General features: G+C 68.4%; 20 protein-coding genes. 8 read left to right on the plus strand and 12 right to left on the minus strand.

Going from position 1 to position 18904, the window contains the following annotated elements; genetic code table 11:
• Positions 1-143: 143 nt before the first annotated feature.
• Together LDQ05_RS12885 and LDQ05_RS12890 are read right to left on the minus strand one after the other, a co-directional pair.
• Entirely contained in the window at positions 144-905 is a 762-nt protein-coding gene (locus LDQ05_RS12885) for a Rid family hydrolase (protein ID WP_226437390.1), read from the minus strand.
• An 18-nt stretch (positions 906-923) separates the two neighbouring features.
• Positions 924-1544, minus strand: coding sequence for an NAD(P)/FAD-dependent oxidoreductase (locus LDQ05_RS12890; RefSeq protein WP_226437360.1), 621 nt, complete (start codon positions 1542-1544; stop codon positions 924-926).
• 151 nt (positions 1545-1695) lie between these two features.
• Here LDQ05_RS12890 and LDQ05_RS12895 point away from each other — a divergent pair, with 151 nt between their 5' ends.
• Entirely contained in the window at positions 1696-2313 is a 618-nt protein-coding gene (locus LDQ05_RS12895) for a TetR-like C-terminal domain-containing protein (protein WP_226437361.1), read from the plus strand.
• A gap of 10 nt (positions 2314-2323) precedes the next feature.
• On the opposite strand, the gene LDQ05_RS12900 is transcribed toward LDQ05_RS12895, so the two are convergent.
• Positions 2324-4429, minus strand: coding sequence for a thiamine pyrophosphate-dependent enzyme (locus tag LDQ05_RS12900; RefSeq protein WP_226437362.1), 2106 nt, complete (start codon positions 4427-4429; stop codon positions 2324-2326).
• A 22-nt stretch (positions 4430-4451) separates the two neighbouring features.
• A complete protein-coding gene (locus tag LDQ05_RS12905; protein ID WP_226437363.1) occupies positions 4452-5798 on the minus strand; it encodes a cytochrome P450 in 1347 nt (448 codons plus the stop codon).
• A 146-nt stretch (positions 5799-5944) separates the two neighbouring features.
• On the opposite strand from LDQ05_RS12905, the gene LDQ05_RS12910 reads away from it, so the two are divergent.
• Positions 5945-6871, plus strand: coding sequence for an alpha/beta fold hydrolase (locus LDQ05_RS12910; protein WP_226437364.1), 927 nt, complete (start codon positions 5945-5947; stop codon positions 6869-6871).
• Between the two features lie 62 nt (positions 6872-6933).
• Here LDQ05_RS12910 and LDQ05_RS12915 read toward each other — a convergent pair whose 3' ends face one another.
• Positions 6934-8484, minus strand: a complete 1551-nt coding sequence (locus LDQ05_RS12915) for an HD domain-containing phosphohydrolase (protein ID WP_226437365.1) — start codon at positions 8482-8484, stop codon at positions 6934-6936.
• Between the two features lie 111 nt (positions 8485-8595).
• Here LDQ05_RS12915 and LDQ05_RS12920 point away from each other — a divergent pair, with 111 nt between their 5' ends.
• The gene (locus LDQ05_RS12920) at positions 8596-9375 is read left to right on the plus strand and encodes a hypothetical protein (protein ID WP_226437366.1); all 780 of its coding nucleotides are present in this window, start codon (positions 8596-8598) and stop codon (positions 9373-9375) included.
• A gap of 51 nt (positions 9376-9426) precedes the next feature.
• Here the strand turns inward: LDQ05_RS12920 and aroD are convergent, their stop codons facing one another.
• Together aroD and LDQ05_RS12930 are read right to left on the minus strand one after the other, a co-directional pair.
• Complete coding sequence (aroD, locus tag LDQ05_RS12925; protein WP_226437367.1) at positions 9427-10377, minus strand: type I 3-dehydroquinate dehydratase; 951 nt, start codon at positions 10375-10377, stop codon at positions 9427-9429.
• Positions 10374-10754 carry a hypothetical protein gene (locus LDQ05_RS12930; protein ID WP_226437368.1) on the minus strand — a complete coding sequence of 127 codons (381 nt, stop codon included), beginning with the start codon at positions 10752-10754 and terminating at the stop codon, positions 10374-10376. The genes aroD and LDQ05_RS12930 overlap by 4 nt, the downstream gene beginning before the upstream one ends.
• A gap of 73 nt (positions 10755-10827) precedes the next feature.
• On the opposite strand from LDQ05_RS12930, the gene LDQ05_RS12935 reads away from it, so the two are divergent.
• A complete protein-coding gene (locus LDQ05_RS12935; RefSeq protein ID WP_226437369.1) occupies positions 10828-12411 on the plus strand; it encodes a hypothetical protein in 1584 nt (527 codons plus the stop codon).
• A 62-nt stretch (positions 12412-12473) separates the two neighbouring features.
• Here LDQ05_RS12935 and LDQ05_RS12940 read toward each other — a convergent pair whose 3' ends face one another.
• The 3 genes from LDQ05_RS12940 to LDQ05_RS12950 form a co-directional block, all read right to left on the minus strand.
• A complete protein-coding gene (locus tag LDQ05_RS12940; RefSeq protein WP_226437370.1) occupies positions 12474-12854 on the minus strand; it encodes a hypothetical protein in 381 nt (126 codons plus the stop codon).
• A gap of 123 nt (positions 12855-12977) precedes the next feature.
• Complete coding sequence (locus LDQ05_RS12945) at positions 12978-13382, minus strand: hypothetical protein (RefSeq protein WP_226437371.1); 405 nt, start codon at positions 13380-13382, stop codon at positions 12978-12980.
• A gap of 210 nt (positions 13383-13592) precedes the next feature.
• Positions 13593-13994 (minus strand): hypothetical protein, encoded by a 402-nt coding sequence (locus LDQ05_RS12950; protein ID WP_226437372.1) that lies wholly within the window; start codon positions 13992-13994, stop codon positions 13593-13595.
• 270 nt (positions 13995-14264) lie between these two features.
• Between LDQ05_RS12950 and LDQ05_RS12955 the strand changes: the two genes are divergently transcribed.
• The 3 genes from LDQ05_RS12955 to LDQ05_RS12965 all read left to right on the plus strand — a co-directional run bounded on the left by LDQ05_RS12955 (position 14265) and on the right by LDQ05_RS12965 (position 15839).
• Positions 14265-14774, plus strand: a complete 510-nt coding sequence (locus tag LDQ05_RS12955; RefSeq protein ID WP_308013219.1) for a GNAT family N-acetyltransferase — start codon at positions 14265-14267, stop codon at positions 14772-14774.
• 222 nt (positions 14775-14996) lie between these two features.
• Positions 14997-15350: an ArsR/SmtB family transcription factor gene (locus tag LDQ05_RS12960; RefSeq protein ID WP_264184986.1), complete on the plus strand. Its 354-nt coding sequence runs from the start codon at positions 14997-14999 to the stop codon at positions 15348-15350.
• 3 nt (positions 15351-15353) lie between these two features.
• The gene (locus LDQ05_RS12965) at positions 15354-15839 is read left to right on the plus strand and encodes an SRPBCC family protein (protein WP_226437375.1); all 486 of its coding nucleotides are present in this window, start codon (positions 15354-15356) and stop codon (positions 15837-15839) included.
• Between the two features lie 25 nt (positions 15840-15864).
• On the opposite strand, the gene LDQ05_RS12970 is transcribed toward LDQ05_RS12965, so the two are convergent.
• On the minus strand, positions 15865-17004 hold the full coding sequence (locus tag LDQ05_RS12970; RefSeq protein WP_226437376.1) for an acyl-CoA dehydrogenase family protein: 1140 nt from the start codon (positions 17002-17004) through the stop codon (positions 15865-15867).
• 89 nt (positions 17005-17093) lie between these two features.
• Here LDQ05_RS12970 and LDQ05_RS12975 point away from each other — a divergent pair, with 89 nt between their 5' ends.
• Complete coding sequence (locus tag LDQ05_RS12975; RefSeq protein WP_226437377.1) at positions 17094-17672, plus strand: TetR/AcrR family transcriptional regulator; 579 nt, start codon at positions 17094-17096, stop codon at positions 17670-17672.
• A 3-nt stretch (positions 17673-17675) separates the two neighbouring features.
• Here LDQ05_RS12975 and LDQ05_RS12980 read toward each other — a convergent pair whose 3' ends face one another.
• Positions 17676-18860: a macrolide family glycosyltransferase gene (locus LDQ05_RS12980; RefSeq protein ID WP_226437378.1), complete on the minus strand. Its 1185-nt coding sequence runs from the start codon at positions 18858-18860 to the stop codon at positions 17676-17678.
• Positions 18861-18904 lie beyond the last annotated feature (44 nt).

Raw genomic sequence — 18904 nt, forward strand, 5'->3', positions numbered from 1 at the left:
GGCCCGGGGCCACGCCGCGCCAGTGAGCACCGGATCGGTGCGGTTGCAACCGAAATCGACCGACGGTGCTGGAACGGATATCGCGTCGGGCGATGGTACGTGGCGCGATGATCACCGCGACCGGTGATGGCGCCGCGCGGAATCTAGTGCGGGAGGCGGTGGTAGGCGGTCGCCTTGATCTCCACCCGGGCGCCGGGTGCGGTGCCCGCGCCGAGTGCGGTGACCTCGACGGCGGTCCATGCCGGGTACGGCGCGCCGATGTGGCGGTCCTTCACGGCGTGGAAGACCTCGAGGTCGGATTCGAGGTGTGTGTGGTAGGTGACGAGTTCGACGATGTCGTTGAGCGAAGCACCTGCTGCTGCAAGAACATTCGAGATAGCTGCGAACGCGGCCTCGAACTGTGCGTCGAGGTCGTCGGGGATCGATCCGTCGGCGGCCATCGCTCCGCGTTCGCCCTCGACGACGACCGTCGTGCGGTCGTCGACGCGGTCGATGTACGGCAGTCCGGTGGGTGTCTCGCAGACCATGCAGGGGCGGGTGCGGGCCGGTCCCCGCTCCTGGCCGGGCAGCAGTTCGCCCAGCACCGCGAGGGTTTCGTCGATGTCGTCGGTGCGCCCGCCGGTGCGGACCCACGCGGCGATCTCGTCGGTCGATGCCAGCGGGTTGTCGAGCAGGCTCCGTCCGGACACCTTCACGTACCATTTTCCATCCGGATACTGCAACGGAGACATCACGATTCCGCCGAACTCGATGGTTCCGTCGACGGACTTCATGTACATCATCGCGGGCATGTCGACGGTCTCCGGGTCGTCGACCTCGACGAGGACGACGGTGGCACCGAAGGTGGTCATCGGTACCGGACGCGACAGCAGGCCGACGGCGTTGGTCGCCGACCCGGTGGCCATCACGACCCGATCCGCACGCTAGGTCTCGCCGGATCGGCCGGTCACCCGCACGCCCTCGTCGAGGTGGGTGATCTCGACGATCTCGTCGCGGACGAGGTGGGCGCCGGCAGACACGGCCGCGGTGAGTTCCGCGCGCACGAGTTCGCGCGGATTGACGATGAAGGCGTCCTTCTGGAGGAGGCCGGTGTGGTTGCGGGGGAACCGCAGCTGCGGGAATTCCGTGCGCAGCCGGTCCTCGTCGAGTGCGTCGACCGGGACACCGAGGTCCTCGGCGTTGTTCATGATCTGCCCGGCGTCGAACCAGGTGGAGGCCTGGGGGTTCTCCTCCGCCGACGGCAGGATGCTCAGTGATCGGACGGGTGTGGTGAACACGACGCCGGACCGCTCCTCGAGGTCGGCGAAGCGCCGGCGGCTGCGGGTGGCGAGCAGCGTGGTCACCAGCGGGACCTCGAGCACATGGGCCAGACGACCCTGGTCGTAGTAGCCGGCCCACACGCCTTCGTGGTCGTCGAATCGGGCGGGTTCGTCCGGGCCGACGACCAGGACGGACGTGTCGCGGTCGGCGAGATGTCGTGCGGTGGCGGCGCCGAGTGGTCCGGCGCCGATCACGACGACGTCGAACGAGGGGGAATCGTCCATGGGGTCTCCTTGTGGGCTGAGTCGGCCTGCGCGGGGTAGGCGCTCGTGTGATGCACATCATCTCCACGGACCGGGACTAAAGTCAACAGTCTGTGTCGTTAAGTATGTGTTTCGATTGGGGGAACGGAACGGACGGATACACGGGGTCGGAATGGACGAACAGGGACGTAGGGCCGGGGCGGGTACGCGGGTGCGCACCCGGGCGGGAGGGCGCAGCGAGGACGTGCGTCGCGCGGTCGGCGACGCCTGCCTGGCCTTCCTGGCCGAGGGACGCGTGGAGTTCACGACGGTCGAACTCGCCGAGCGCGCCGGAGTGAGCCGCAAGACGATCTACCGCTGGTGGCCCACCCACACCGACGTCCTCGTCGAGGGGTTGTCGCGGCACGTGCGGCAGGTGGCGCCCCCGGACACCGGCAGATGGGACACCGACGTGCGCGAGTTCGCCCACCGGATCGCCGCGTACGCGGCCGACCCCGTCGAGGTCGCGACCGCCGCGGTCATGGCGAGCCACCGGCACCCGGAATTCGAGCGACTCGTCCTCGACCAGTACACGCCGGTACGTGAGGCCTGGCAGCAGATCGTGGAACGTGCGGTGCGCCGCGGTGACGCGAGCTCGGAGCACAGCCCGGAAGGCGTCGTGAACGTCCTCGTCTCCCCGCTGTTCATGGCGCCGATGATGATGGGGCGGAAGGCGACCGACGAAGAGATCGAGCGGACCGTCGCGATCGTGCTGGCCGCGACACGGCCGTGCCCCGACACCGCGACGTGACCGCGGGAGATCAGCTTCCGAGCGCGTCGACGATGTCGTCCTCCGACAGCAGCACGTGCGCGGCCGCCGGGCCGAGCGGTACGTAACTGTCGCGGCTGGTGACCCGATCGATCCGGCCCGGGTGGCGGGCATCGACGAGCGCCGCCACCACCGACTCGGCGACTCCGCCGCTGCGACGTGTCTCGTCGACGACGAGCACCCGCGGGAATCTCTGCGCGTGCTCGACGAGGGCCTCGACCGGCAGTGGGGCGAGCCATTGCAGATCCATCACCGTCACCGACACGTGCGGAACACGGGCCGCGGCACGCAAACCCATGCGCACACCGTTGCCGAACGTCACCACCAGGGTGTCCGCACCGTCACCGAACATGCGGACCGAACCCGGTTGCGCCGCGGCCGTGTCCGGGATCGACTGCCACAGGCCGTCACCCGGTTCGTGGAGATCGCGCTGGTGGTAGAGGGCGATGGGTTCGAGATACACGCATACCGCACCGGTCCCGCGGGCCAGGGCGACACACGAGCGCAGCAGCGGTCCGGCCGTGGCGGCGCTGCTCGGCACAGCGAGGACGAGACCGGGAACGTCCCGGAGCACCGCGACCGAGTCGTCGTTGTGGAAGTGCCCACCGAATCCCCGCTGATACGCCAGTCCGGCGACCCGCACCACCATCGGATTGCGGAACCGTCTGTCGGAGAAGAACTTCAGGCTCGCCGCCTCGCCGCGTAGCTGATCTTCCGCGTTGTGCAGGTACGCCAGGTACTGGATCTCCGGGATCGGGAACAGGCCCGCGACCGCGAATCCCAGCGCGGTACCCAGGATCGTCTGCTCGTCGAGGAGCGTGTCGAACACCCGCGTCGCACCGAACCGCTGCTGCAGGCCCCGCGTCACCCCGTACACCCCGCCCTTGGCGCCGACGTCCTCCCCGAACACGCACGCGCCGGGGTGCTCGGTGAGGATGTCGCCGAGCGCCCGTCCGATGGCCTGCGCCAGCGTGAGCGGCTCCCGGGCGGACGGGTTCGGATCGTCGGCGACACGGACCCGTCCCCGGTGCAACGGACGCATCACCTCCGCCGCCGAACCGAGATGCGGAGTGTGCACGAATTCTTCCGTGGCCGCAGCGACGTCGGCCCGGACCCGTTCGTACCGCTGCGTGATCGCCTCGGGGGAGAACACCCCGCGGGCGACGAGTTCGCTCGCCGTCGACACGAGGGGGTCGCGGAGCAGATCCGCGGACAGTTCGTCCGCCGAGCGATAGGCCGTTTCGACGTCGGATCCGGCGTGCCCGAGATACCGCACGGTGCGCAGGTGCAGCACCGCCGGTATCCGCGTGGAACGGACCTGCTCGACCAGGTCGCGGACGAGCACGAGCGTCGAGACGGTGTCGGTGCCGTCGACGGTCGCGTAGCCGATACCCGGCCACGACGACAATGTGCGCTCGACCCAGCCTCGCGGACTGCGCACGCTGATGCCGAGCCCGTTGTCCTCGCACACGAACAGCACCCGCAGGGGCACCCCGAGATGGGTGAGATAGGCGGCGGTGTGGAACGCACCCGCGGCGGTGGAGTGGTTCACCGACGCATCCCCGAAACTGCACACCACCACCGAATCGGCGGGCCACGCCGACTCGACGCCGAGCCGCTGCATGCGCGGCAGCGCCAGCGCGAGACCGACCGCGCGCGGCAGATGCGAGGCGATCGTCGACGTCTGCGGCAGAACGCTCAGCGCGGCGTTGCCGAACACCTTGTGCCGGCCACCGGAAATCGGGTCGAGCGTCGAGGCCGCGCAACCCGCGAGCACGTCCCGGATCGGCGTCGTACCCGCGAGCAGCGCGGCACGTGCAGCGTAGAAACCGCCCGAACGGTAATGCAGCAGAGCCGGATCCGTGACGCGCGTGAGCAACCCCAGCGCCGCGTTCGATTCGTGTCCGGCCGAACCGATCGTGTAGAAGCCGGCGCCGCGCGCCTGCAGGTCGCGGGCGGCGAAATCGAGGTGCCGCGACTGCAGTTGCGCATCGAAACACCGGACCAGCAGATCGTCGCCGACACGACGATCGGGTGTGCCCCCGACCCCGGAGCCGACCTCGTCGAGGAAGTGGGTGTCGAGGGCGTCGGTCGTCACGGCGTGGTCCGGGCGTCCGGGGTCACCGTGGGTGCAGGTCGATCGGCTGACCGTCCTGCGGGTACGGCAGCGATGTGAAGTTCAACGGTGTCTCGTACCCGGCGGGCACGTGCCAGCGGTACCGCAGGAGCATGTGGTGCAGCACGGTCTTGATCTCGGTCCCGGAGAAGTGCATTCCGAGGCACCGGTGCGCACCACCCCCGAACGGTGTCCACGCGTACTTGTGGACGCGGTCCTCCCGGCGTTCGGCGGCGAACCGGCCCGGATCGAAACGTTCGGGGTCGGGCCAGTACTCGGTCATGTGGTGGGTGTAGTGCAGGCCGACGTTCACCAGGGTGCCGGCGGGCACGTAGCGGCCGAGGATCTCGGTGTCGGCGACCGCGCGGCGAACGACACCGGGCACCGGTGTGACGAGTCGCTGGCATTCCTTGATCACGAGGTCGACGGTGGTGAGTCGTTCGAGGTCGTCGAAGGACGGTGTCTCGGTGCCGAGCGCCTCGGACTCGTCGCGGCACAGGTCCTGCCACGTCGGGAACTGCCCGAGATACCGCAGCGCCGTCGACAAGGTGATTGTGGAGGTGTCGTGCGCGGCCATCATCAGGAAGATCATGTGGTCGACGACGTCGTCGTCGGAGAATCGCTCGCCCTCCTCGGATTCGACGTGACACAACACCGAGAACAGGTCGTCGCCGTCGCCGGCGCGGCGGGCCGGGAGATAGCGGCGGAAGAAGTCCTCGAGGTGTCGTCGGCCGCGCACGCCGCGGCGCCACCGGGTGCCGGGCAGCGGATACCGCACGATCGCCGTCGCCGCCTGCACGCACCCGACGAAGGCCGCGTTCACGGCGTCCATCTCCCGCGGCGACGTCTCTTCTGCGCCGCCCATGAAGATCGCCGTCGCAAGTCCGAGGGTGAGCTCCTTCATCGCCGGGTACGCGCGGAATCCGTCCCGCGGGCTCCAGCCGTCGAGGGCGGCATCGATCGCGGGGTGCAGCGCCTCGGTGTACCGGGAGAGCCGGTCGCGGGTGAACGCCTGCGCCATGATCCGCCGGTGCGAGCTGTGCTCGTCGCCGTCGAGGAGCATCAGTCCGCGGTCGAAGAACGGCCCGATCAGCGTCCGCCATCCGGGACCGTTCGCGAGCGCGCGGTCGCGGTTCTGCAGGGCGGCGCCGCATGCGTCCGGTCCGATCAGAACGACCCACGGGTCTCCGGCGAAGCGGAACCACGACACGGGCCCGTGTCGTCGGTAGCGTCGTTCGTACGTTTTCAACGGGTCGCGCATGTAGTCGAGTGCGTACCCGACGTAGGGCAGTCCGGCGTCGCCGGGCACAGCGTCGAGGCCGACGGGTGCGGGTGCCAGCATCTTCGTCACGAGTGTCTCCACGATCGAATCCGACTGCAGGCGTTGTCAGATAACGGTACCGCGGTTACGACCCGGGCGCCGCCGATTCGGGTGTGCATCCGGTCCTGTCCGGCAGCAGATGACGAAAAGGTAGAACACGTGTCATGCTGTCGCGCATGATCGACGTCGCACGCCCGAAACTCGAGGGCACCGTCGCCGTCGGCAGCGGCCGCAGGCTCGGGTTCGCCGAGTTCGGGTCCGCTACCGGCCGCGCGGTGTTCTGGCTGCACGGCACGCCCGGTGCGCGCCGGCAGATCCCGATCGAGGCCAGGTCCCTCGCCGAACGGATGGGCGTGCGGCTCATCGGTGTCGACCGCCCGGGGATCGGCTCGTCCACCCCGCACACCTACGGCAACGTCCTCGCGTTCGCCGAGGACCTGCGGATCGTCGCCGACACCCTCGGCGTCGACCGCATGGCAGTCGTCGGACTGTCCGGAGGCGGCCCCTACACCCTCGCGTCCGCCTACGCGATGCCCGACCGGGTCGTCGCCGCCGCCGTGCTCGGTGGGGTCGCTCCCGTCACCGGGCCCGACGCGATCAGCGGTGGACTGATGGAACTCGGGGCGCTCGTGGCGCCGCTGCTGGCGCGCGGAGGTGTCCCGATCGGGACGGCACTGAGCGCGGGCATCCGGGTGGTGCGGCCCTTCGCGTCGCCGATCATCGACCTGTACGGGCGACTGTCACCGGAAGGCGACCGCCGGTTGCTGGCCCGCCCCGAGTTCAAGGCCATGTTCCTCGACGATCTCCTCAACGGCAGCCGTAAACAGATGGCGGCACCGTTCGCCGACATCGTCGTGTTCGCCCGCGACTGGGGATTCCGGATCGCCGACGTGCAGGTTCCGGTGCGGTGGTGGCACGGCGACACCGACCACATCATCCCGTTCCGGCACGGGCTCCACATGGTGGAGTTGCTGCCGGCCGCCGAGTTCCAGCACCTGCCGGGGGAGAGCCACCTCGGTGGGCTCGGGGTCTCCGAGGAGATCCTCACGACCGTGCTGAAACTGTGGGACGACGCCGACGCACCGCAACGGGAGGGCCGGTAGCGTTTTCCGAACCGGTACGACGTCCCACGGTCGGAAACGAGGACGCCTCGCCCGACAGAGCCCTACCAGGGCATCAATCCGAGGTCGATGGCGGCAAGCCCGGCTTGCGTGCGGTTGTGCACACCGAGTTTGGTGTAGAGATGCTCGACGTGGTTGCGCGTCGTCTTGTGGGTGATGTGCAGTTCGGCGGCGATCTGCCGGTTCGTGTACCCCAGGGCGACGAGTCCGAGCACCTCCACCTCCCGCCCGGTCAGTCCGGCCGGCCAGGGTGCGCGTCGTTCGGTTCGGTGCCCGGCCGCGCCGAGCACGGCTTCGACTGCTTCCGCGTCGAACCGTCCTGCGCGCGCATCGCGGCGCATCCGTGCGGCCGCGTCCTCGGCGGTGAGCGCCCGCCGGTGCGGTCGGGGTTCGAGTAGTCGCTGATAGGTCTCGGCGGCGGCGAGAATCCGCGATTCGGCATGCAGTTCCGCACCGCGCAGTCCGTTGGGATATCCGGAACCGTCGAGCCGTTCGCGGTGCGTGCGGGCGAGCGCGACGACCGATTCCAAACCGTCGACGCGACTGAGGATCCGGTCCGTCAGATACGGATACATCCGGACCCGCTCCCATTCCGCGGTGGTGAGGGGACCGGGCTTCTCCCAGATCTGGTTGGGCACACCCATTCTTCCCAGCCCGTGCACCAGTCCGGCGCGGTAGAGGAGTTCGACGTGCGCACCGGACAGTCCTCGATACCGTCCTGCCGCTGCGGCCAGATCTGCAACGTGCTTCGAATGGCCCAACAGGAACGGGCATTTGAGGTCGACGAAATCGCCCATCGCCCGCAACAATTCGTCCAACTCGGGATCGCTCAGGACATCGTTCCCATCGGGTGCCCGGGCCAGCGCAGCCGACCACGCATCCTGCTCGAGCACGCCCGCGGTGATCTCGGCGGCGGCCTCGTCGAATACCTGAACCACACGCGGACAGAACTGTGTCCCACGGCGCGCCCGGGCCACGGCGACCGCAGTCGCCGGCCCACCGGCACGCAGGTGAACTTCGACGACGTCCGCCAGATGCACGATGTGCATCTCGATCGGGATCGCGTCGCCGCGCACACCGGCGGGTAGCCCGGCACCGTCCCACCGCTCGAATGTGAACGCCAGCATAGACCCCACCTGCGGATCCAGCCCGATGTGCGCGGCGAGGGCGCTCGCGGACCCGCAGTGAGATCGGATCAGATCGGACATCTGCCGGCGCGCGGTGAAGAGGAAGACGGCGGCCCGGAGGCTGCGCTCGGCATGGGGAAGTCCGCGCCCGACATGGTTCATCAGCAGGCGAAGAAACGACAATCCTGTCATGTCCACCGCATAGGTGTCGGCGCGGAAGGCGATGTCATCGCCGAACAGCTGCGCCAGTTCGTGCGAGTCCGCATGGCATCCGATCCATGCGACCAGGTTGGAGTAGTACACGACCGCCTGCTGTTCGGGGCCGAGCCCCATACGGTCCGCGAGGCGGGTGGCGATCAGCGCCGACCGCAGCATGTGTTCCATCGGCTGGCCGAGGCCGAGGTCGATCGCGAGGGACAACGCGGCGATCAGCTCGGCTCGCCGCGGACCGCCACTGGTCGGTGCCATCGTCTCAGTGTCCACCGAGCGAGCCCAGGTGCGGAAGATGAGGCAACGGCCCCATGACGCCACAGCGCGCGCGGCGCACGATCGGTGTACCAGCAATTCTGGGAGGACGTCATGACCACCACCCCGCAGTCGGCCGCGGAGAAATCCTGTGAGCTGCCCCGCGTCTCCGGTGAACGATTCGCCGGCTACGCGGTGATCGGCGCCCCGTTCGCCAGCGGCCACTACCTCGCGCTGCGCAGATTCCCCGTCAACTCCATCGGCGACGGCTACACGTCCGTATGGCATCGGGACCCGGCCGGGGCGTGGACCGTGTACAGCGACGTCCCGCCCGAACTGAACTGCCCTCGGTTCCTGGGCCACGCGCTGACCCGGACCGAGCAGACCGACGTCCGCGCCGAGTGGACCGGTCCGAACGACCTGCACGTCACGGCCGGCAGTGAGCTCGAATGGGATCTCCGGATGGCCACGTCGCCGGCGACCACCGCCATGAACGTGGCGGGCAAGCTCATGCCCGCCGTGCTTCGGCACAGTCCCGCGGTGCTGGCGGGGATGGGACGGGTCGCGGGTCCGGTGCTCGGCGTCGGCCGGGTTCGGCTCGGCGGACACGTGCCGAACGGTCAGTGGTTCCGGGCCGACCCGCGGCAGTTGTGGACGGTGCGCACCGTGCACGCGGTCGTCGCCGGATCCGATCTCGGGCCGGACGGCCCGCTGACCGAGCAGGCCGCATTCGGCGACTTCTGGTTGCCGCAACGTGCCTTGTTCGCGACGGTGCAGGCGTGGTTCGAGCCGTTCGATGCCGGACGTCATTTCGCGGCGCGCCCGCGAACGGAGTTCTCGGCCGGTGACGAACACCGGCCCTTCTCGACCGGCCTACCGAAAGACACGTTGTGACGTACCCGAGGGGCCTCCCGAGCTCCGCGGCGTCAGGATCGCTGCCGGGGTTCAGCGCGCGCGATCGAGCAGATCGAGCACCGCCCGCAGCTCCCCGGCATCCACCTGACCCGGCGCCGAGGCGGCGCCCACCATCCCGAACGTCGCCGCCGACCCGAACACCTGACCGGCGATCCGCGAGATCACCCCGAGCCCGCCCATCGACATCGTGATGATCGGCCGGTCGGCGTGCTCCTCGTGCATGACGCGGGTCGCGTCGAGCAACGTCAGCACATCCTTCGTCGACTGCGGCATCACCGCGATCTTGCAGATGTCGGCGCCCAGTTCCTGCATGGCCCGCAGGCGCGCCACGATCTCGTCGCGCGGCGGGGTCGCGTCGAAATCGTGGTTCGACGCGATCACGGCGACATCGTGCCGGTGGGCGGTCGCGATGATCTCCCGCACCGCGTCGGGTGCGCGGAGGAACTCGACGTCGACGAGCCCGATCGCCCCCGACCGCACCAGTGCGCAGTTCAGGTCGCTGTAGGTGGTGCCGTCGACGTCGAGTTCACCGCCCTCGTGCGCGGTGCGGACGGTGGCGAGCAGCGGGGTGTCGCCGAGCTGCTCGGCGAGCAGCCGCGCCTGCGCGACGGCGGCGTCGACACCGGTGGGTCCGGTGAGGTCCTCGAAGAAGTCGACGCGCCATTCGACGATGTCGATGCGACGACCGGCCAGCGCGTCCACCTGCTCACGCAGGGTGTCGGGGGTGCGTCCGGTCAAGGGGACGATCACCGTCGGTGTGCCGTCCCCGACCGTCACGTCCCCGACCCGGACCGGTGTGATCGATGCGCTCAATGCGAACTCCCGTGGTCGGTGCTGTGGTCGACGGTCATTCGACCACAGCAGTGCTGTTCGGTCGCGGTGCGGTGGGTCACCGCGGTCGGGCGGCGTCGCCGAAGCGACGTCGCGCGGTGCGTACGCGTCGACGATGCCCTCCCGGAGCGGTTCGGACAGTTGTTTCATGACGGCGGGGTCCCGCGTCGCGGTGGACTGTCGAACCACGACCGTGTCGCCGGCTTCACCCACATGATCTTCTCGTCCCGGTGCCCGCGGCGAGCCGCGGGATGATCGGGATGCGCCCGCGCCCACGCATCCTTCTCGTCCAGCAGCGAAGCCACCAGAGTCCACGTCTCCATCGTCCGCGGCGGGTGCGCGTCGGCCGCCCGCGCCAGGCGGCGCCGCACCTCGTCGCTCATCGCCAGCAACTCCGCGCCCGTCACACCGCGATCCCACACGAACCGTGCCAACGCCAACGCCTTGTCGCGGCGGTTCTTCTCGGCCCTGTCGGTGTGGGCGAAATCCGCATCGCTCACCGCTGCACCCCTTTCCTCACGAACCATGATCCGTCGTTGACAAGACCGCCGCCCCGGCACACTCTCGTGGTGACACACATCGGTGGGGAAGGGGACCGGCATGTCCGCGACGAGACCGCTACCCGAGGGGACGCCCCCCGACGTCGTCGCCCGCGCCACGCACCCACCGCGAGTACCCGAATTCGACCCCGCACTGGGCATCGACGTCCACATCGAGCGGCGCGCCACACCGAGACACCGACTCGTGGCGATCGGCGATTCGCTGCTCCAGGGATTTCAGAGCGGAGCCGTCTTCCACACCGACCTGTCGGTACCGGCGATCGTCGCGTACGAACTGGGGGTGTTGCCCACTTTCCGGTATCCGCGGTTCGGTGGGCCCGGTGGGCTACCGCTCAACGTCGAAGTCCTGCTGCGCCGCCTCGAGGACCGATACGGGGCGCATCCACGACCGTGGCAGATCCCGGCGGCGCTGTTCACCGCCCGCGGCTTCATGGACGAGGTCGAGGACTACTGGGAGCGGGGGCCGGGTGCGGAACCACCGGTCGTCGGCGGCTACAACCACAACCTGTCGTGCTACGGCTGGGATCTGCGCGACGCGCTCGGGAAGACCGCCGCGATCTGCGCTGCCGCCCTCGAGACCCCCGTCGACAACCTCCTCGACCAGATCGTGCAGAACAACGGCGATCGGGCCGCGTTGCACGTGTATCCGCACTGGGCGCCGCCGCAGACCGCCATGACACTGTTCGACGCGGCCACCGCACTCGGCGACGACCGTGACGACGACGCGGACGCGGGGATCGAGACGCTCGTCGTGTTCCTCGGTTCCAACAACGCGTTGCGGTCCGTCACCGAACTGAAGGTCGAATGGAGCGGACCGGACTTCCGTGATCCGGATGCCAAGAACGCGTACACCGTGTGGCGGCCCGAACACTTCGACGTCGAGTACGCCGAGGTGGTCGGCGCGGTGCGCGCCGTGTCCGCACGGCACGTCGTCCTGTGCACCGTCCCGCACGTCACCATCGCACCCATCGCGCGGGGCATCGGAGACAAGAGCGGCACCCGGTACTTCCCCTACTACACGCGACCGTGGGTGGACGAACGCCGTTTCGACGCCGTCCGCGACGAGCACATCACCGGTGCCCAGGCCCGCGCGGTCGACATCGCCATCGACCACTACAACGAGACGATCACCGCGGCGGTCGCCGATGCCCGCCGCGACGGCCTCGACTGGTACCTCCTCGACACCGCGGGACTCCTCGAACGGCTCGCGAGCCGCCGCTACATCCACGACGTCAACGCTCGGCCCGACTGGTGGGAGCCCTATCCGCTGCCACCCGAACTCGCTGCGCTGCAACCGGTACCCGACACGCGGTTCCTGACCGCTGACGGTGACGGCGGTCGTCGCACCGGTGGATTGTTCTCGCTCGACGGCGTTCATCCCACCACCGTCGGCTACGGGATCCTCGCTCGCGAACTCGTCCGGATCATGGCCGCGGCGGGCGTCGAGTTCCGCGGCCCGAACGGCGCGGTGCGGGCGGATCCGTCGGTCGACTTCGAGCGACTGGTGCGTCTGGACACCCTCGTACGGACACCGCCGCAGAACATCGACTCGACGCTGTCCGTACTCGGATGGGCCGACGAGGCCCTCGATGTCTTCCGGAGGATCCTCCACTTCGGTGTGTGACGTTGGTGTGCGGTGTGACTTCTCGGCGAGTGGTGTCGGGCTCGTCGGTGTCGTCGGGCTCGTCAGGTGAGGGTGACGACGTGCGCGTGCGACACCACCGCATCCTGCAGTTTCTTGCGGGATATGGTGCGGGGTCCGCAGCCGCAGCCGGCAGGCAACTCGTCGTCCTCGAACTGGGTGGCCTCGACGGTGTCGACGAACTTGTCGTCGAGGGAGTCGCCACCGCGGTTGTTGGCGTTGCGGTCGCGGGAGCCGTGCCCGCCCGGGCCGGTGCCACACACCACGACATGCCCTGCGGACGTGTCGTAGACCGCGGCGACCATGTGGCTCGCGGGGCATTTCACCTTCAACAGGGCGTGGTCGGTGCGCTGCTTCCCGAGATCCCGGACGGCCTCGAGTGCTTGCCGTCGGCGTTCGGTGGGAGGTGTTTCGGCGATGTTCATGCTCTCCATTCCACCCTAGATGGACGTATTCCACGCGGGTTCCGTCGAACCGATCCCGGTGGATCTCGGACGGATCGCCTGGATCCTTCTATTCTGTTGATGCAGAACGTATTCCGGCGTTGATCACCTCCTCTTCGGCTCGAGCATCAGGGTGAGTCCGGCACCGAGCAACCACGAGTCCTTCGCGAGCGGAATTCCGTCCTGCGTGGGCCGCGGGGAACCGTTCTCGTGCATGCCGGGGGTACGCCAGTACATGGTCATCATCCCGCCACCGAACGCCGTGAGCGCGGCACCCGCGACGAACGACGGCACGAACGGGGCGAGGAGTGCGGCACCGATCCCGATCTCGGCGGCGCACAGCGCCTTGCCGAACGTTCCGGGATCCCACCGGCCGACGAAGGGAAAGGCGTTCGCGGCCATCCCCTGCAATTCCGCGGCGTTCTCGGCGGGCAGCGCCCGTTTGCCCAGGCCCGAGTTGAGGATGAACGCGCCCGTGGCGGCGCGGAGGGGGAGATGGCTGGGTCGCACGATGCGCCTCGCTTCCGTCGACGTCGGTGCCCGTTCCAATCTACCGACTCGGAACCCGCCGCGGGTACGCAATTTCATGCGGCACCTTCATGCGTCACCGGACGTGCGTCACTGGACGATTCGCCGAAACCAGGCGAATCGGCGAATCGTCGGAACGGGCGATCGGTGCGTGATCGGTGCGTGATCTGTGCGGGTGCGGTCGGTGCGGGTTCAGTCGATCAGTGCATGCTCGGTGCCCTCGAGTTGCCACATGGCGGGGCCGGGCATGTCGATGAGGATCGACCCCACCGACACCATGTCGCCGTCACTGTCCTCGCAGTTGGCCTTCACCTCGTGCGGACCGGGCAGCACCCCGGCGAATTCGACGGTGTCGTACGTGACCACCCACATGTCCGCGTTGCCGACCTCGTCCACCACGGCGGTGCACGTGTACGGCCGGTCCCTGTCCGGGATCTGGTGATAGTTGAACCGGACCCTGACCTGATCGTGCTTCGTGTACACCGACCAGCTCAGCGTCGTGTCGATCGCCGACGCGCTCGGCGCGGTCCCGGCGAGCAGAGCAATCGGTGCTGCACATGCGACGAGCGCACGCAGGATCGTCCGGCCGTTCATAGCTGCCCTCCCTCTGTGCCCGACCCTCCTCCATGCTGGTCCGAGGAGGTGTCGACGCCGAGGTGATCACCGTTTCTGCCGTGATGCTGTGACCCTGGGGCAATGTCGTGTCCAGGTCGTGACCCGGTAGGTCACCCTCCCGTGACCCCGCCCCCGTTCCGCTCACCCCGAGTGAACGGTACACCCGGTCGATCCAGCGAGATGGCCGGTACATTCGCTCACGGAATGGGGGCGACGTGGCGCCTGTCGCTGAACCGAAGGGATGACGCAGTGCAGATCCGCTCCGCATCGGTGGAGGACGTCGAAGCGATCACCGGAATCTACAACGACGCGGTGGAGAACTCCACGGCGATCTGGAACGAGACGGTCGTCGACGTCGCGAACCGGCGGGCATGGCTCGCCGACCGTACCGGCGCCGGCTATCCGGTGCTCGTGGCCGTCGACGGCGACGACGTGCTCGGATACGCGACGTTCGGTGACTGGCGCCCGTTCGACGGGTATCGGCACACCGTCGAGCACTCGGTGTACGTCCGCACCGACACCCACGGGAAGGGGCTCGGACGGGCCCTCATGACCGAACTGATCGAGCACGCCCGCCGACTCGGCAAGCACGTGATGGTCGCGGGAGTGGACGCGACCAACGTCGCCTCGATCCGGATGCACGAGAAGCTCGGATTCGAGCAGGTAGGCCACCTTCCGCAAGTGGGTGCGAAGTTCGGGCGTTGGCTCGACCTCGTGTTTCTGCAACTGGTCCTCGACGACCGCTCCGCTCCCCGCTGAATGCGGGTCGCTCCGCGCTCCCGTGAATGTGGGGTCGCTCCGCGCTCTCGTGAATTCGGGGTCGCTCCGCTCCCCCGTGGATGTGGGTCGCTCCGCTCCCTCGTGAGCGAGTGGTACATCCGATCGATTCAATCGACCGGGCGATACATTCGCACAGGTGAGGGTGGGTTTCACGCATCCGGGCGCGACCGGAGCCTTGACAATATGCAACCAGTTGGTTGTATGTTTGAGCCTGTGAACGGAGATGGTGAGGACGAGGCGGACGCCCTGTTCCACGCGCTCGCCGACCGCACCCGGCGCGACATCCTGCGCAGGGTTCTTGCGGGAGAGCAGTCGGTCTCCGCGCTCGCGGCGAAGTACGAGATGAGCTTCGCCGCGGTTCAGAAGCACGTTGCCGTGCTGGAGAAGGCCGGTCTGCTGACCAAGCGTCGCAGCGGTCGGGAGCAGTTGGCCAGTGGCGACGTGGAGGCGGTGCGCTCGGTGGCGTCCATGCTTCTCGAACTCGAGCAGGTGTGGCGTGGACGCATTGCGCGTATCGACGAACTCATCGCAACCGACTCCGCCGTGGAGGGCTGAGCAATGCCTGTGACCGATGTCCGCAAGAACCTCGACGATCGGACGCTGACGATCGTTGCCGATTTCGCTGCACCCGTGCAGCGCGTCTGGGAGATCTACGCCGATCCTCGCCAGCTCGAGAAGGTCTGGGGCCCACCGGAATACCCGGCCACTTTCGTCGAGCACGATCTCACCCCGGGTGGGCGCGTCACCTACTTCATGACCGGTCCCGAAGGGGAGAAGTTCGCCGGCTACTGGGAGATCGTCGCAGTGGACGAACCGACGAGGCTGTCGTTCCTCGACGGTTTCGCCGACGAGAAGTTCAATCCGAACACCGACCTTCCGGTGTCGCGGAACGACTACACCTTCGTCGAACACGACGGTGGTACCCGCGCGACCTACGTGAGCACGTACGAATCCGCCGACGCGTTGCAGCAGGTGCTCGACATGGGTGTCGTCGAAGGTGCCAGTTCGGCGATCGGCCAGATCGACGAGCTCCTCGCATCCTGACGGTGGGCCGCCACCTCGTGAGGTCTCAGCCCGCGAGGTGGCGACTGATCACGAGGCGCTGAATCTGGTTGGTGCCCTCGAAGATCTGCGTGATCTTTGCTTCCCGCATGTATCGCTCCACACGGAAGTCGCGGGTGTAGCCGTAGCCGCCGAGTACCTGTACCGCGTCGGTCGTCACCTTCATCGCCGCATCGGTGGCGACGAGTTTGGCGACGGATGCGTTGCGGGAGTAGGGGAGTCCGGCGTCGCGGCGGCGGGCGGCGTCGATGTAGGTGGCGCGGGCCGAGTCGACGGCGGCGGCCATGTCGGCGAGGAGGAAGCCGAGGCCCTGGTGGTCGATGATCTTGCGACCGAATGCAGTCCGGTCCTGTGCGTAGGCGACGGCTTCGTCGAGTGCGGCCTGGGCGAGGCCGACCGCGACCGCCGCGATACCGAGCCGACCGGAATCCAAAGCGCTGAATGCGATCTGGAGCCCCTGGCCTTCGTCGCCGATGCGACGCTCGGCGGGAACGAATGCGTCGTCGTAGTGCGCGGAGGTGGTGGGGACGGCGTGCAGGCCCATCTTCTCCTCGGGTCTGCCGAAGCTCAGCCCCTCGGTGTCGTCGGGGACGAGGAAGCAGGAGATGCCCTTCGAACCCTCGCCCGTGCGGGCGAACAGGTTGTAGAAGTCGGCGATGCCACCGTGGGTGATCCATGCCTTCGCGCCGGTGATCCGGTAGCCGCCATCGGCGGCGACGGCCTTGCATGCGAGCGCTGCCGCGTCGGATCCGGCCTGCGGTTCGGACAGGCTGTAGGCGCCGACGGTGTTGCCGCCGAGCATGTCCGGAAGCCACGTCTGCTTCTGCTCGTCGGTGCCGAACGCCATCAGTGGGTGGCAGGCGAGGCTGTGGACGCTCACCGCGACCGCGACGGCGGCCCAGCGGGCGGCGATCTCCTCGAGGACCTGCAGGTACACCTCGTAGGGTTGTCCGCCGCCGCCCCATTCCTCGGGGTACGGCAGGCTCAGCAGGCCGGCCTCGCCGAGCGTCGCGAACACGCCCTCGGGATAGGTCTCGTTCTTCTCGTGCTCGTCGACGATCGGCGCGAGCACCTTGTCGGCGACGTCGCGGGTCAGGGCGATGAGGTCGCGGGCTTCGGCGGTGGGCAGCAGGCGGTCGACGGCCACGGTGTCTCCTCGAACTGAGTACTGGATCGATGCTCACAGTACTGTCGTCGGAGTAGTACTGCAAGGAGTCCGCCAGTACTATCGATCGAATGGAGTCACGCTCGTCGTTCGCCACCGCCCGCCGCACCGAACTCTTCGACGCCCTGGTCGATCTCTTTCTCGCCGAAGGATTCGCACGGCTGACCCTGGACGCGATCGCCGCGCGACTGAAGTGTTCCAAGTCCACCCTCTACACCCTGGCGGGCAGCAAGGAACGGCTGGTCACGTCCGCGACGGTGCACTTCTTCAAGAGGGCCACCGAGCAGGTCGAATCCGCGGTCGCCGACATTGCCGCACCACGCGACCGCGTCGTGGTCTACCTGACCGCGGTGGGGGAGGCGCTGTCGGTCGCGTCGGAACCGTTCATGACGGATCTGGCGGCGTTCGCGCCGGCTCGGGAGGTGTACGAACGCAATACCCGGATCGCGGCCGGAAGGGTCCAGGAGCTCATCGCCGACGGCGTCGCGACCGGCGACTTCCGGAGCGTGCACGCCGCTTTCGCCGCGGATCTCGCGGCGACCATGATGGTCCGGATCCAACAGGGCGGGGTCGGTGCAGCCACCGGACTCGACGACGCGAACGCCTACCGCGAACTGGCATCCATCCTCACCGCGGGAATCACCGCCTGACGGCTACCGGGCGCGTCCGACGATCTCCTCGATCAGATCGGCGGCGCGCGCCGTGCCACCTTCGGCGCGCGCGTCGGCGCGAAGCTGCCTCGACCGGCGGGCGACCTGGGGATCGGTGATCAACTCGTCCAAGGCGGTGCGCAATGCGTCGGCGGTGGCGTCGGCGGTGTCGAGGCGCCGCGCGACACCCAACTCGACCAACCGGTCGGCGTTCATGAACTGGTCCACGGCCTGGGGCACGGCGATCATGGGTGTGCCCGCCCACAGGCCTTCGCTGCTGCCACCCATTCCCGCGTGGGTGACGAAGGCATCCGCCTGGTCGAGGATGGCGCGCTGCGGAACCCACTGATGCACTTCGATGTTCGGGGGGATCTCGCCGAGTTCACCGGGTTCGACGTACTTGCCGATCTGGAGGACGACGTGCCAGCCCGGAAGGTTGCCGAACGCGACCAGGCACCGCCGATAGAAGTCCGGTTGCCGCGTGTACGCCGAGCCGAGGGAGATCAGCAGGACGTTCTGCGCATCGGCCGGCCGATGCCATTCGTCCGTCGTCGGTTCGAAACAGGGGCCCACGAACGTCACCCTGTCGGTGTCGACGCGTTCCGCGTTGGGTTGCATCGCCTTCGGGATCAACGCCAATGCGCTTTCGGGAACACCGGCGAAGCTGTCGGGGTCGGTCGTGGTGGCGCCGCACGCGGCGAGCCACGCCGCGAACTTCGACCGGTAGGCGTCGGCGCCCGGAAGCTCACGCATGGGTGCCACGACCTCCTCGTCGTAGCCGTCCCACGCGACGAACGTCGGCGACAGTTGTACGCAGGGACGCCCCTGTGATTCGGCGAGAGCGCGCGCAGCGTAGCCGGCGATGTCGTACAGGTACACGTCGGCCGGGTCGTCGTCGTAGGCGGCATGCAACCGGGGGAGGACCTGGATGGCGTCGTCGAGGAACACGTCCATCGCCCCGAAGGGGTCGTCGGGCCAGTCGTTGTCGGCGACCGGCAGTGTCGATGGGACAGGGACGAGTTCGGCGCCGGTCGGGGCGATCAGTTCGGCTGCGGTCGGGTCGTTGGCGTAGGTCACCCGATGTCCGCGGTCCACCAGTTCGCGGATGATCCGGAGACTCGGCAGGACGTGGCTGACGGCCGGGATACCGACCATCGCGATGTGGGCACGTGGTCGAGACTCGGGCATGTCTCCCTCTCCGGTTCCGTTACGGGGTGTCCGCGTCAGGGTAG

This window comes from Rhodococcus yananensis (assembly GCF_020515525.1).
Taxonomy (GTDB): Bacteria; Actinomycetota; Actinomycetes; order Mycobacteriales; family Mycobacteriaceae; genus Rhodococcus; species Rhodococcus yananensis.

Bases quoted from the DNA above. Each gene is read 5' to 3' on its own strand.
- LDQ05_RS12885 (WP_226437390.1), bottom strand. From the start codon at position 905: ATGGCCACCGGGTCGGCGACCAACGCCGTCGGCCTGCTGTCGCGTCCG.
- LDQ05_RS12890 (WP_226437360.1), bottom strand. From the start codon at position 1,544: ATGGACGATTCCCCCTCGTTCGACGTCGTCGTGATCGGCGCCGGACCA.
- LDQ05_RS12895 (WP_226437361.1), top strand. From the start codon at position 1,696: ATGGACGAACAGGGACGTAGGGCCGGGGCGGGTACGCGGGTGCGCACC.
- LDQ05_RS12910 (WP_226437364.1), top strand. From the start codon at position 5,945: ATGATCGACGTCGCACGCCCGAAACTCGAGGGCACCGTCGCCGTCGGC.
- LDQ05_RS12915 (WP_226437365.1), bottom strand. From the start codon at position 8,484: ATGGCACCGACCAGTGGCGGTCCGCGGCGAGCCGAGCTGATCGCCGCG.
- LDQ05_RS12920 (WP_226437366.1), top strand. From the start codon at position 8,596: ATGACCACCACCCCGCAGTCGGCCGCGGAGAAATCCTGTGAGCTGCCC.
- aroD (WP_226437367.1), bottom strand. From the start codon at position 10,377: ATGAAACAACTGTCCGAACCGCTCCGGGAGGGCATCGTCGACGCGTAC.
- LDQ05_RS12930 (WP_226437368.1), bottom strand. From the start codon at position 10,754: ATGGTTCGTGAGGAAAGGGGTGCAGCGGTGAGCGATGCGGATTTCGCC.
- LDQ05_RS12935 (WP_226437369.1), top strand. From the start codon at position 10,828: ATGTCCGCGACGAGACCGCTACCCGAGGGGACGCCCCCCGACGTCGTC.
- LDQ05_RS12940 (WP_226437370.1), bottom strand. From the start codon at position 12,854: ATGAACATCGCCGAAACACCTCCCACCGAACGCCGACGGCAAGCACTC.
- LDQ05_RS12950 (WP_226437372.1), bottom strand. From the start codon at position 13,994: ATGAACGGCCGGACGATCCTGCGTGCGCTCGTCGCATGTGCAGCACCG.
- LDQ05_RS12960 (WP_264184986.1), top strand. From the start codon at position 14,997: ATGTTTGAGCCTGTGAACGGAGATGGTGAGGACGAGGCGGACGCCCTG.
- LDQ05_RS12965 (WP_226437375.1), top strand. From the start codon at position 15,354: ATGCCTGTGACCGATGTCCGCAAGAACCTCGACGATCGGACGCTGACG.
- LDQ05_RS12975 (WP_226437377.1), top strand. From the start codon at position 17,094: ATGGAGTCACGCTCGTCGTTCGCCACCGCCCGCCGCACCGAACTCTTC.
- LDQ05_RS12980 (WP_226437378.1), bottom strand. From the start codon at position 18,860: ATGCCCGAGTCTCGACCACGTGCCCACATCGCGATGGTCGGTATCCCG.